Below are 12,815 nucleotides of genomic sequence, written 5' to 3' on the forward strand. Positions count from 1 at the left end.
CACGATTCATTATTGGGCGCACCGGGCATATCTCAGCCAGCTTCGCGCGTACCCGCGCGTGAACTTTCGACGCACGTAACACTGTGGCAACGGGGATCCGTGGTACCGCGGTGCCGAGCGACAGAGCAGGAGTGAGCATGCAGGTCTGGCCGGGCAACCGGTACCCGCTGGGTGCGACCTATGACGGGCAGGGGACCAACTTCGCCATCTTCAGTGAGGTGGCCGACTCGGTCGAACTGTGCCTGTTCGACGACGGGGACCGGGAGGAGCGCATCCGGCTCGTCGAGGTCGACGCGTTCGTCTGGCACGCATACCTGCCGGGGGTGGAGCCGGGGCAGCGCTACGGTTTCCGGGTGCACGGGCCCTACGACCCGGCCCGGGGGCTGCGCTGCAACCCGCACAAGCTGCTGCTCGACCCCTACGCGAAGGCGATCGACGGGGACATCGCCTGGGACCCGGCGGTGTACGGGTACGACTTCAACGACCCCGAGCAGATGTCGACGGCCGACTCGGCGCCGTTCATGCCGAAGGCTGTCGTCGTCAACCCGTACTTCGACTGGGGCAACGACGCCGCGCCGCGCGTGCCGTACCACCACACGGTGGTCTACGAGGCGCACGTGCGGGGCCTGACGATGCGCCACCCGGACGTGCCGGAGGAGCTGCGCGGCACCTACTCCGGCATCGCGCACCCGGCGATCGTCGAGCACCTCAAGCGGCTGGGCATCACCGCCCTGGAGCTGCTGCCGGTGCACCACTTCGTGCACGACCAGCGCCTGGTGGAGCTGGGGCTGTCGAACTACTGGGGCTACAACACGATCGGGTTCTTCGCCCCCTACCACGGCTACGCCCGCCGGCACCGCGGCCAGCAGGTGCAGGAGTTCCGCGGCATGGTCAAGGCGCTGCACGCGGCCGGCATCGAGGTCATCCTCGACGTGGTCTACAACCACACCGCGGAGGGCAACCACCTGGGCCCGACGCTGAGCTTCCGCGGCCTCGACAACGGCCACTACTACAAGCTCGAGGACGACGACAACCGCTACTACACCGACTACACGGGCACCGGCAACAGCCTCAACGTGCGCAACCCGCACTCGCTGCAGCTGGTGATGGACTCGCTGCGGTACTGGGTGACGGAGATGCGCGTCGACGGGTTCCGCTTCGACCTCGCCTCCACCCTCGCGCGGGAGTTCTACGAGGTGGACCGCCTGTCCACATTTTTTGAAGTGGTACAGCAGGATCCGGTCGTCAACCAGGTGAAGCTGATCGCCGAGCCGTGGGACGTCGGCCCCGGCGGCTACCAGGTCGGCAACTTCCCGCCGCTGTGGACGGAGTGGAACGGCCGCTTCCGCGACACGGTCCGCGACTTCTGGCGCGGCGAGCCCGCGACGCTGGGCGAGTTCGCGTCGCGCATCTGCGGCTCGGCGGACCTGTACCAGGACGACGGGCGGCGCCCCTTCGCCAGCATCAACTTCGTCACCTGCCACGACGGCTTCACGCTCAACGACCTCGTGTCCTACAACGACAAGCACAACGAGGCCAACACCGAGGACAACCGCGACGGCGAGAGCTACAACCGCTCCTGGAACTGCGGGGTGGAGGGCCCGACCGACGACCCGGCGATCGCCTCGCTGCGGGCCAAGCAGCGGCGCAACTTCCTCACCACGCTGATGCTGTCGCAGGGCACGCCGATGATCTGCGCCGGCGACGAGCTGGGGCGCACGCAGCGCGGCAACAACAACGCGTACTGCCAGGACAACGAGATCAGCTGGATCGACTGGGACACCGTCGACGAGCAGCTGCTGGCCTTCGCCCGGGGCCTCGCCCTGTTCCGGGAACGGCACCGGGTGTTCCGCCGCCGCCGGTTCTTCACCGGCCGGCCGGCCGCCCGGACGGGGGGCACCCTGGCGGACGTGGCGTGGTTCGCCACCGACGGGCGGGCGATGACCGAGGAGGACTGGGACAACCACTTCGGCCGGGCGCTGATGCTGTTCGTCAACGGCGAGTCGATCACCGAGCGGGGCTCGCACGGTGAGCGGCACGTCGACGACTCGTTCCTGCTGTGCTTCAACGCCCACGAGGAGCCGCTGGAGTTCGTGGTGCCGCCGCAGGAGTACGGCAAGGAGTGGGAGCTGGTGATCGCGACCGCGACCGGCCCGGCGCGCGACGGCGTGTCCTACAGCGCCGGCGGGACGATCACCGTCCCGGACCGCTCCCTCGTCGTGCTGGACCGCACGGTATGAGCGTCCCGTCCGGAACCTACCGGGTGCAGGTGCGCCCGGACTTCGACCTGGACGCCACGGCGCAGCTCGTGCCCTACCTGCGCGAGCTCGGCGCGAGCCACCTGTACTCGGCGCCGCTGCTGAGCGCGACGCCCGGCTCGCCGCACGGCTACGACGTCGTCGACCCCCGCGCCGTGAGCCCGCAGCTGGGCGGGGCGGCGGCACTGGACCGGCTCGTGGCCGCGCTGCGCGCCGTCGGCCTCGGCCTGGTCGTGGACATCGTGCCCAACCACATGGGGCTGTTCCGCCCCGACGCCAACCCGATGTGGTGGGACGTCCTGGCGAAGGGGCGCGCCAGCGGGTACGCCGACTGGTTCGACATCGACTGGGACGCCGGGCCGCTCATCGTGCCGGTCCTGGGCTCCGAGTCCCTCGACGACCTGCGCGTCGAGGCGGGCGAGCTGCGGTACTTCGAGCACCGCTTTCCCATCGCCGAGGGCACCGGCGCCGGCACCCCGCAGCAGGTGCACGAGCGGCAGCACTACCGGCTGGTGTACTGGCGGGAGGGCAACGAGCGGCTCAACTACCGGCGGTTCTTCGCCGTCACCGAGCTCGCCGGGGTGCGGGTGGAGGACCCGGCGGTGTTCGCGGCCACGCACGAGGAGATCCTGCGCTGGGTGCGCGACGGGCTCGCCGACGGCATCCGCGTCGACCACCCCGACGGGCTGCGCGACCCGGGCGGCTACCTGGAGCGGCTGCGGGAGCGGGCGCCGGGCACGTGGCTGATCGTGGAGAAGATCCTGGAGCGCGGCGAGCCGCTGCCGCCGCAGTGGCCGGTCGACGGCACCACCGGCTACGACGCCCTCGCCGAGGTGTGCGGGCTGTTCGTCGACCCCGCCAACCCGCCGGCGCCGGCGGTCGCCTGGGACGACGAGGCGCACGCGCAGAAGCTCGACGTGACCGGGCGGCTGTTCCCCGCCGAGCTGCACCGCCTGGCCCGCATCGCCGGCAGCCCCTCGGTGGAGCCCGTGCTGGCGCAGCTGGCGGCGAACTTCGACGTGTACCGCAGCTACCTGCCGTACGGGCGCGAACACCTCGCCGAGGCGGCGCGGCGCACCGTCGGGCAGCGGCCCGACCTCGCCGAGGCCCTCGACGCGCTCATGCCCCGCCTCACCGACCCGGCCGACGAGCTGTGCGCCCGCTTCCAGCAGCTGACCGGCGCCGTCATGGCGAAGGGGGTCGAGGACACGGCGATGTACCGCTGGAACCGCTTCGTCGCCCTCAACGAGGTCGGCGGCGACCCGTCCCGCTTCGGCGTCGAGCCCGACGAGTTCCACGCGGCGGCGGCGCGCCGGCTGGCGGAGTGGCCGGGCGGCATGACGACCCTGTCGACCCACGACACGAAACGCGGCGAGGACGTGCGGGCCCGTCTCGCCGTGCTCAGCGAGATCCCGGCCGAGTGGGCCGCCGTCCAGGCCGGCTGGCGCGCGGTCGCCCCGCTGCCCGAGCCGTCGTTCGAGGACCTGTTCTGGCAGGCCATCGTCGGCGTCTGGCCGGCCGAGGAGCACAGGCTGCAGCGGTACCTCGAGAAGGCGGCCCGGGAGGCGAACCGCTCGACGTCGTGGGACGCGCCGGACGCCGCGTTCGAGGACGCCGTGCGGGCGGGCCTGGCGCGGGTCTTCGCCGCCGGCGACCTGCGCGACGAGGTGAGCGAGCTCGCGGCCCGGATCACGCCGTTCGGGTGGAGCAACGCGCTGGGCCAGAAGCTGGTGCAGCTGACGATGCCGGGCGTTCCGGACGTGTACCAGGGCACGGAGCTGTGGGAGGACTCCCTCGTCGACCCCGACAACCGCCGCCCGGTCGACTTCGCCGAGCGCCGCGACCTGCTCGCGGCGCTCGACGCCGCCGCGGCGGCGGGCCGGCCGCGGCCGCCGGTCGACGTGTCCGGCACGGCGAAGCTGCTTGTCGTCAGCCGCGCGCTGCGGCTGCGCCGGGACCGGCCCGAGCTGTTCACCACCTACCGGCCGGTGGCGGCGGCCGGCGCGGCGCAGCGGCACGTGGTCGCGTTCGACCGGGGCGGCGCGCTGAGCATCGCGACCCGGCTGCCGGTCGGGCTGACGCTCGCCGGCGGGTGGGGCGACACCGAGCTGAAGCTGGCGGACGGGCCGTGGACCGACGTGCTGACCGGGCGCGCGGTCGCCTCGACCGCCGTCGGCGACCTGCTGGCCACGTACCCGGTCGCGCTGCTGGTGAGGGGCTGACATGGAGTTTCGCGTCTGGGCGCCGTCCGCGCGGCGGGTCGTGCTGCACAGCGGTACCGGATCCATCCCCATGACCCCGGACGGGCAGTGGTGGGCGGCCGAGGACCCGGCGGCGGGCCACGGCACCGACTACGGCTTCGCCCTCGACGACGACGAGCGCGTCCTGCCCGACCCGCGCTCGCGCTGGCAGCCCGGCGGCGTGCACGAGCGCAGCCGCGTCTACGACCACGACCGGTTCGCGTGGGGCGACGCCGCCTGGACCGGCCGGCAGCTGGCCGGCGCCGTCGTCTACGAGCTGCACGTCGGCACGTTCACGCCGTCGGGGACGTTCGACGGTGCGATCGAGCGGCTGCCGTACCTCGTCGAGCTCGGCGTCGACCTCGTCGAGCTGCTGCCGGTCAACGCGTTCAACGGCGAGTACAACTGGGGCTACGACGGCGTCGGCTGGCATGCGGTGCAGGACAGCTACGGCGGCCCGGACGGGCTGAAGCGCTTCGTCGACGCCGCGCACCGCGCCGGCCTCGGGGTGATCATCGACGCCGTCTACAACCACTTCGGCCCGTCCGGTGCCTACGCGCCCCGGTTCGGCCCGTACCTGTCCTCCGGCGCGAACACGTGGGGCCGCTCGCTGAACCTAGACGAGGCCGACAGCGGCGAGGTGCGCCGGTTCATCATCGACAGCGCCCTGCAGTGGCTGCGCGACTACCACGCCGACGGGCTGCGCCTCGACGCCGTCCACGCCCTGGTCGACCGGGGCGCCACGCACCTGCTCGAGGAGTTCGCCGCCGAGGTCGACGCGCTGTCCACGGCGGTGGGCCGGCCGCTGTCGCTCATCGCCGAGTCCGACCTCAACGACCCCCGCCTCGTCACCGCCCGCGAGGGCGGCGGGTACGGCCTGCACGCCCAGTGGGACGACGACGTCCACCACGCCCTGCACGCGATGCTGACCGGGGAGCGGCAGGGGTACTACGGCGACTTCGGCTCCCCCGAGTGCTTCGCGACGGTGTGGGAGTCGGCGTTCTTCCACGCCGGCACCTGGTCGTCGTTCCGCCGGCGCGTCCACGGCCGCCCGGTCGACCGGGCCCGCATACCCGGCCACCGGTTCGTGGTGTGCCTGCAGAACCACGACCAGGTCGGCAACCGGGCCACCGGCGACCGGCTGGCCGCGACGCTGTCGCCGGGGCTGCTGCGGGTCGGCGCGACGCTGCTGCTCACCTCGCCGTTCACGCCGATGCTGTTCATGGGCGAGGAGTTCGCCGCGCGCACGCCCTGGCAGTTCTTCACCAGCCACCCGGAGCCGGCGCTCGCCGCGGCGGTCGCGCAGGGCCGGCGGGAGGAGTTCGCCGCGCACGGCTGGCCGCCCGGCGACGTGCCCGACCCGCAGGACCCGGAGACGTTCGCCCGTTCGCACCTGGACTGGGCGGCGATGGACACCGACCTGCTCGGGGTGTACCGCCGGCTGATCGAACTGCGCAAGTCGCTGCCCGGGCTGTCGGATCCGCGGCTGGACCGCGTGCACGTCACCCACGGCAACGGGGTCCTGCTGATCCGCCGCGGCGCGAACACCGTGGTGGCGAACCTGACGGGCGAGCCGCGCACGGTGCCGCTGCACGCGGAGTGCGTCCTGTTCGCCACCGACGAGTCCGTCCTGCTGCAGTCGGACCTGCTCACGCTGCCCGGGGAGTCGGCCGCCATCCTGTGACGGTCCCGAGCAGGTTCACCGGGTTGAAGTAGTCGCGCGGCGGCACGGCACCGCTGATCGCGCCCAGGAACCGGGTCACCTCGGCCGGGTCGCCGGCGATCGCCCGGTACAGCAGGGCGCCGAACCGGTCGGGGCGGAACGCGGCCATGCCGGTGGTGATGCGGTACATGGCGCGGCGCTCCCGGTCCCGGCCGCGGTGGTAGGCGCGCAGCGCTGCCGGCAGCCGGGCGGCGCCGCCGAGGCCGGCGGCAAGCGCCTCGGCGAGGGCCTCGGCGTCGCGCAGGGCGTTGCCGATGCCCTGGCCGGTGATCGGGTCCATGACGAGGCCGGCGTCCCCGGCGAGGGCCCAGCCCGGCCCGTAGGGCACGCGGAACGTGTTCGGCAGGTCGACGGTGCCCCGGACGTGCTCGGCCGGCCTGGCCGCGGCGACCCGCTCGCCGAGGTCGCCGCAGCCGTCGAGGCTCGCCGGGATGCCACGCCGGCGGGCGGCGTCGAACTGCGCGCGGGGCACGCCGAGGTACACCACCGCGAGGCCGTCGTTGGTGGGCCAGACGCCGGCGAGGCGGTCCGGGCGCGGGTACATCTCGCCGCCGGTGAGCTCGAGGCCCTCGAAGTAGCCGTAGAGGGCGCCGGACGTCGAGGGTCGGGTGCGGTACTCGCGGGCGCGCACGGCGCGGGCGACGGTGCTGTGCTTGCCGTCGGCGCCGACGACGACCGCGGCGGCCGCCTCGCGCCGGCCGCCGCCCTTGGCCTCGCCCTCGATGCCGGTCACGCGGCCGCCCTCGAAGCGCAGGCCGTCGACGGCGAAGCCCTCCCACACCTCGGCGCCGGCCGCTCGGGCGGCGTCGAGCAGGAGCGCGTCGAGCAGCCGGCGGCGGGGGCTGAGCACGCCGTCCGGGCCCGGGTAGGCGCCGTGCAGGACGGCGGGGCCGGGGTCGAAGCGGGCGGTGCGGGCCATCGGGGTGCCGGCCTCCAGCAGCGGGTCCAGCAGGCCCCAGGCGCGCAGGCGGGCGACGCCGGGCGGCTGGACCTGGTGGGTGGAGAGGGTGTCGCTGGGGAAGCGGGCCCGGTCCACGGCGAGGACCCTGAGCCCTCGGCGGGCCAGGAGCATCGCCGTCGCCGCGCCGGCCACGCGGGTGCCGACCACGATCACGTCGTACGCCATGGCACACCTCCATTTCGTCACAGCGTTTCGTTACGGTGTAACGTAACACCGTTGCGATAGGGTGGGCAAGCATGGGACGACCACGCGAACACGGCGCGGACACGCGCGCGGCCCTCCTCGCCGCGGCCGGCGAGCTGCTGCACGCCGAGGGCCCGGCGGCGGTGTCGGTGCGCCGGGTCGCCGACGCCGTCGGCACCACGACCCGGGCCGTGTACAGCCTCTTCGGCGACAAGGACGGCCTGCTGCGCGAGCTGTCGGTGGACGTCGCCGAGACGATGCGCCGCCACCACGAGGCCGTCTCCGAGCTCGACGACCCACTCGCCGAGCTGCCGCTGCTCATCGCCGGCTATCGCGCCGCGGCGCTGGAGCGGCCCCAGCTGTACGACCTCTTCATGGGCATGGTCCACGCCGGCGCGGACCCCGAGGACCCGGTGTTCCGCCTGGTGTACGCCAGCTTCGATCGCGTCCTGCGCACGATCCGCCGCGGCCTGGACCTCGGCCTGTTCCCCGGCCGCGACGAGTTCACCGTCGGCCGGCACCTCTTCGCGCTCGTGCACGGCCTGGCCTCCCTGGAGCTGCGCGGCATCCTCGGCGACCCGGCGACGGCGGAACAGGTCTGGACCCGGGCGACGGAGGCCACCCTGAACGGCTTGACATCGTAGATAACCGGACGGTTAAATAACCACATGGTTACCGAGGACCGGTTGAGTGCCACGTTCGCGGCCCTCGCGGACCCCACCCGCCGGGCGATCCTGGCCCGGCTGAGCGAGGGCGAGGCGACGGTGAAGGAGCTCTCGGCGCCGTTCGCGATGAGCGGCCCGGCGATCTCCAAGCACCTGCGGGTGCTCGAGCAGGCCGGGCTGATCTCCCGCGGCCGCGATGCGCAGTGGCGCCCGTGCCGGCTGGAGGCGGCCCCGCTGCGCGAGGTCGCCGCGTTCGCCGAGCACTACCGGCAGTTCTGGGACTCGAGCTATGCGCGTCTGGACGCGTACCTGCAATTCGTACAGGACGGGATTGGGGAGTCTGAAGATGAGCGTTGACGAGCTCGGCGTGACCGGCTTCGAGCTGGAGGGCGACGCCGTTGTGCGCATCACCCGGGTCGTGGCCGCGCCGAAGGACCTGGTGTTCGCGGTGCACACGAGCCCGCGGCACCTGCCGAACTGGATGGTCGGCCCGCCCGGCTGGACGATGCCGGTCTGCGAGATCGATCTGCGCGCGGGCGGGGCGTACCGCTATGTGTTCCGGGCCGGCGACGGCACCGAGATGACGATCAGCGGCACCTTCGAGGAGGTCGTCCGCCCGGACCGGATCGTGGCGACCGAGACGTGGAGCGGCGGCTGGCCGCAGACGCGCAACACGCTCACCTTCGACGACCTCGGCGGCCGCACGAGGATCACGACGCGGGTGTCGTACCCCTCCAGCGCCGCCCGCGAAACCGCGCTGCAGAGCGGGATGCGCGAGGGCATGGACGCCACCTACGCCGGGCTGGACGCCTACCTCGCCGCCTCCTTCACGATGCGCCTGGAGCTGGTCCCGGTCCCGGTCAAGGACGTCGACGCCGCCCTCGCCTTCTACGCCGGCAAGCTCGGCTTCACCGTCGACCACGACCTGCAGCCGGGCGGCGGCCCGCGGGTCACGCAGCTCACGCCGCCGGGCTCGGCGTGCTCGATCCTGCTGTACCGCGACCTGCCCGGCCTGGACCAGCCGCCGGGCACCCTGCGCGGCCTGCACCTCGTCGTCGACGACGCGCACCTGGCCCGGGCCGGCCTGCTCGCCCGCGGCGTCGACGCCGGCGAGGTCATGGACATGGGCGGCATCCTCTTCGTGCCGTTCGCCGACCCCGACGGCAACACGTGGATGCTGCAGGAGATGCCCCCCGGCATCCGCCACCCGGACCATATGTAGGTCGGTCGAACGGTCACTGGTTGACACCCGTCGTTGCCCGTAGCGTGCGCGTGCGATTATCCGCCGCCCGCGCCGCTGCGGGCACCCGTACGGGGAGAACCACGTGAGACAGAAGCTGCACGACATGGCGGTCACGAACTCGGCGCCCGTGATGGGCCCGGGCGAGGCCGTCCAGGCCACCGGCCGCGCCCGCGTCGGCAAGGCCAACATCGCGCGCAACGTGGCCGTGATGGCCGCTTCGGCGATCCTGTCCGGCGGCGCCGGCATGATGTACACGCAGAAGAAGGCCTTCTACATCGTGCTGACCAACCAGCGCCTGCTCATCACGGAGCCGCACTGGCTGACCGGCCGCCCGACCGCGAAGATCGTCGCCGAGGTCCCGCGCGAGGCCGTCGCCGTCGCCGAGGCCAAGCGCGGCGTCATGGCGACCGTGACGCTCGCGATCGGCGGCGAGGCCCAGGGCCTGCGCCTGTCCTACGCCGCCCTGGACAAGGAGGGCGCGGACAACCTGCTCCGCGCGCTGCAGTACCAGACGGCCTGAACCTCTTCTCTGTGAGCGGCGCCTCTGCCCGAGGCGCCGCTTTTTCTTGGCACTGTAATATGGAATTCGTATTATCGGACACAGAGAGGTTACCGGATCCGAAGGAGTTCGATCGTGAAGCTCACCGTAGTGGCCGCCAGCGGCGGCACCGGCCGCCACATCCTGACCCAGGCCATCGCCGCCGGCCACGACGTCACCGCGGTCGTGCGCACCCCGCGCAAGCTGGACGGCACCGCCGCTCGCATCGTGGCCGCCGACCTGTCCCACCCCGACCCCGCAACCTTGCAGGAGGCCATCGCCGGCGCCGACGCGGTCCTGTCCGCCCTGGGCGCCACAACGGCGTCGGAGGAGGGCGTCGCCGAGCGCGGCACGAGGGCCGTCATCGAGGCGATGCGGGCCACCGGAGTCCGCCGCCTGATCGTCCTGAGCGCGGCCCCCGTCGGCACCGTCCCTTCCCCGCAGCGCCCGACCCCTCCGAAGCACGACCCGGGCGACGGCTTCTTCATGCGCCACCTGGGCGCCCCGTTCGCCCGCACGAAGTTCCGCGCCCACTACGCCGACCTGGCCCGGATGGAGGACGCGGTCCGCGCGAGCGGCCTGGACTGGTCGATCTCGCGCCCCCCGATGTTCACCGACAAGCCCCTGACCGCCCACTACCGCGAGGCCATGGGCCGCAACATCCGCGGCGGCTTCTCCATCCCCAGGGCCGACGTCGCCCACCACATGCTCGCTATGCTGAACCGCCCGGAAACGGTGGGCCAGACAGTGGGCGTGGCCAGCTAGTATCTCGCAGCGTCACCGTCGGCAACGCTGCGCAGGGCCGATTTGCGGCCGCATGTTAGCGTGGAATCAAGCGGTCGCGCCCACCGCCCGGCATCCGTAACAGCCGATGCGCCCCCGGCCCGGCTCGCCTCCTGCTACCGGCCCTCGAACAGCTCCGCAACGCGCCGCATGCGCGCGTCCACGGCAAGATCCTCGAGGCCCAGCGGCAGGGGGATGCGCCAGTTCGGATACTGGTCGGTCGTGCCCGGCAGGTTCGGCTGCCGCACCTCGCCGAGCACGTCGTACGGCGAGGCGAGCACCACCCGGCACGGACTGCGCGCCAGCAGCCGGTGCATGGCCTCAACCAGGCCCGCATCGCCACTGCCAGCCGCGCCGTCGCCTTCGGGCGTCGCGTCGCCTTCGGGCCTCGCGTCGCCCTCGGGCCTCGCGTCGCCCTCGGGTGTCGCGTCGCCGCCGGGCCTCGGGTCGCTCTCGGGCGTTGCGTCGCCGTCGACGGGTGCGCCGGTCGGTGCGGCGGCGGCCGGGACGGTGCTCGCGGGGTTGGCCCTCACGGGGCTGTCGGCGGCCGGGCCGTTCGGCGTGGCATCGCCTCGTGCGGTGCCGGGCGGGCTCGACGCCGGCAGCAGGCCCTCGGCGGCGAGGAGCTCGAGCAGCGCCGCCCGGTCCGCGCCGGCCGCGGCCTGCTCGGCGGCGACGCTGCGGGTCAGCACCCCGGCGGCGTCCCGGGCGCGGACGTGCTCGCCGGCGAGGAAGCCGGCCGCGGTCGGCAGGTCGTGCGTCGATATACTGGCCATCGACGCGGCCGGCCATCGGGCGGGCGGGATGAACGCACCGTCGTCGTCCCGCGTGAACCACAGCACCGACGAGCCCAGGATGTTGCGCTCCTGCAGGGTGCGGGTCACGACGGGCTCGACGGTGCCGAGGTCCTCGCCGACGACGACCGCGCCGGCGCGGGTGGCCTCCTCGACCAGCACGCCGAGCATGGCCGCGGCGTCGTAGTGGACGTAGGCGCCCTCCGCGGCGCCGTGGCCCGGCGGGATCCACCACAGGCGCCAGAGCCCGGCGACGTGGTCGACGCGCAGGCCGCCGGCGTGGGTGAGGATGTCGCGCAGCAGCGCGCGGTAGGCGGCGTAGCCCGTCGCCGCCAGGCGGTCCGGGCGCCACGTGGCCAGGCCCCAGTCCTGGCCCTGCTGGTTGAACGCGTCCGGCGGGGCGCCGACCCGGGCGCCCTGGGCGATCACGTCCTGCAGGACCCAGGCGTCGGCGCCGCCGGGGTCGATGCCGACGGCCAGGTCGTGGACGATGCCGATCGGCATGCCGGCCGCGGCGGCGTTGGCGGACTCGAGCTGCTCGGCGCAACGGTGCTGCAGCCAGGCGTGGAAGGCGACGCGCTCGGGGTCGGCGGCCTCGTATGCGGGGCGGCCGGGCCTGCGCAGGTCCGGCGGCCACGCGCGCCAGTCGGGGCCGTGGGTCTCGGCGAGGGCCGTGTACGTGGCGAAGTCGCGCACCGCAGAATTGTCCGGATTTTGCGCGAAAAAAGTGGACATTTCTGCGCCAAGCGTCGCGAATAGGAGCTCCAAAGCGGCGCGCTTCGCGCGCCACGTCGTGGCGTAGTCGATCAACTCTGCCGAAGAACGGGGCGGTGGGCGCAACGCGTCGATGTCCGTGCGTAGTGAAGCCGGTGCCGCTAGGTACTCCGGCAGGTCCTCCACGCGCAGGTACAACGGGTTGACGAAGCGGCGTGACGACGGGGAGTACGGCGACGTGGGCATCGGGTCGACCGGCGCCACGGCGTGCAGCGGGTTGACCAGCACGACGCCGGCGCCCGTCGACGCCGCCCAGCGGGTGAACTCGGCCAGGTCCGCGAAGTCGCCGACGCCCCACGACGAGCGCGACCGCACGCCGTACAGCTGGATCATCCAGCCCCACGTGCGCGGGACCTCCGGGAGCGCCACCGGCTCGGGGGGCGGTGGTGCGGGTGGGGACGGGTCGAGCAGGGCCGTCACGGCGCGCACCACGTCCGGGTCGATGTCGATGCGGCGGTGGCCGGAAGTCTCGTACCAGGTGGACACGCCGCGCTCGGCGGCCGCCGAAGTCAGGTCGGGGTCAGGTGCTGACACGCCAGCGTCATACCCCGCCGGGGCGAAAGCGAAAAGCCGCAATCAGGCCCGCGTCGCGCCCCGCCGGAGCGAAAAGCGAAAAGTCGCAATCGGGCCGGCGTTGCACCCCGCCGGAGCGA

10 protein-coding genes are annotated in these 12,815 nt (G+C 73.2%); 8 read left to right on the forward strand and 2 right to left on the reverse strand.

The window, feature by feature from the left end:
• Positions 1-137: 137 nt before the first annotated feature.
• Genes glgX through treZ form a run of 3 tightly spaced genes read left to right on the forward strand, consistent with a single transcriptional unit; the run spans position 138 to position 6,182 of the window.
• Positions 138-2,240 carry a glycogen debranching protein GlgX gene (gene glgX / locus ABD901_RS24095; protein WP_345129397.1) on the forward strand — a complete coding sequence of 701 codons (2,103 nt, stop codon included), beginning with the start codon at positions 138-140 and terminating at the stop codon, positions 2,238-2,240.
• Positions 2,237-4,480 (forward strand): malto-oligosyltrehalose synthase, encoded by a 2,244-nt coding sequence (treY, locus tag ABD901_RS24100; protein ID WP_345129398.1) that lies wholly within the window; start codon positions 2,237-2,239, stop codon positions 4,478-4,480. The genes glgX and treY overlap by 4 nt, the downstream gene beginning before the upstream one ends.
• A 1-nt stretch (position 4,481) precedes the next feature.
• Entirely contained in the window at positions 4,482-6,182 is a 1,701-nt protein-coding gene (treZ, locus tag ABD901_RS24105) for a malto-oligosyltrehalose trehalohydrolase (RefSeq protein ID WP_345129399.1), read from the forward strand.
• Here treZ and ABD901_RS24110 read toward each other — a convergent pair.
• The gene (locus tag ABD901_RS24110; protein WP_345129400.1) at positions 6,148-7,347 is read right to left on the reverse strand and encodes an NAD(P)/FAD-dependent oxidoreductase; all 1,200 of its coding nucleotides are present in this window, start codon (positions 7,345-7,347) and stop codon (positions 6,148-6,150) included. The two genes, treZ and ABD901_RS24110, sit on opposite strands and share 35 nt — an antisense overlap.
• A 71-nt stretch (positions 7,348-7,418) precedes the next feature.
• Here ABD901_RS24110 and ABD901_RS24115 point away from each other — a divergent pair, with 71 nt between their 5' ends.
• The 5 genes from ABD901_RS24115 to ABD901_RS24135 all read left to right on the forward strand — a co-directional run bounded on the left by ABD901_RS24115 (position 7,419) and on the right by ABD901_RS24135 (position 10,576).
• Entirely contained in the window at positions 7,419-8,009 is a 591-nt protein-coding gene (locus ABD901_RS24115; protein WP_345129401.1) for a TetR/AcrR family transcriptional regulator, read from the forward strand.
• A gap of 24 nt (positions 8,010-8,033) precedes the next feature.
• Entirely contained in the window at positions 8,034-8,387 is a 354-nt protein-coding gene (locus tag ABD901_RS24120) for an ArsR/SmtB family transcription factor (RefSeq protein ID WP_345129402.1), read from the forward strand.
• Positions 8,377-9,252, forward strand: a complete 876-nt coding sequence (locus ABD901_RS24125; RefSeq protein WP_345129403.1) for an SRPBCC domain-containing protein — start codon at positions 8,377-8,379, stop codon at positions 9,250-9,252. Before ABD901_RS24120 ends, ABD901_RS24125 begins: the two co-directional genes overlap by 11 nt.
• Positions 9,253-9,355: 103 nt before the next feature.
• Positions 9,356-9,793, forward strand: a complete 438-nt coding sequence (locus ABD901_RS24130) for a hypothetical protein (protein WP_345129404.1) — start codon at positions 9,356-9,358, stop codon at positions 9,791-9,793.
• Between the two features lie 114 nt (positions 9,794-9,907).
• Positions 9,908-10,576, forward strand: coding sequence for an NAD(P)-dependent oxidoreductase (locus tag ABD901_RS24135; protein ID WP_345129405.1), 669 nt, complete (start codon positions 9,908-9,910; stop codon positions 10,574-10,576).
• A gap of 134 nt (positions 10,577-10,710) precedes the next feature.
• Here the strand turns inward: ABD901_RS24135 and malQ are convergent, their stop codons facing one another.
• Positions 10,711-12,696 carry a 4-alpha-glucanotransferase gene (malQ, locus tag ABD901_RS24140; protein WP_345129406.1) on the reverse strand — a complete coding sequence of 662 codons (1,986 nt, stop codon included), beginning with the start codon at positions 12,694-12,696 and terminating at the stop codon, positions 10,711-10,713.
• Positions 12,697-12,815 lie beyond the last annotated feature (119 nt).

Source organism: Dactylosporangium darangshiense, assembly GCF_039537565.1.
GTDB lineage: Bacteria > Actinomycetota > Actinomycetes > Mycobacteriales > Micromonosporaceae > Dactylosporangium > Dactylosporangium darangshiense.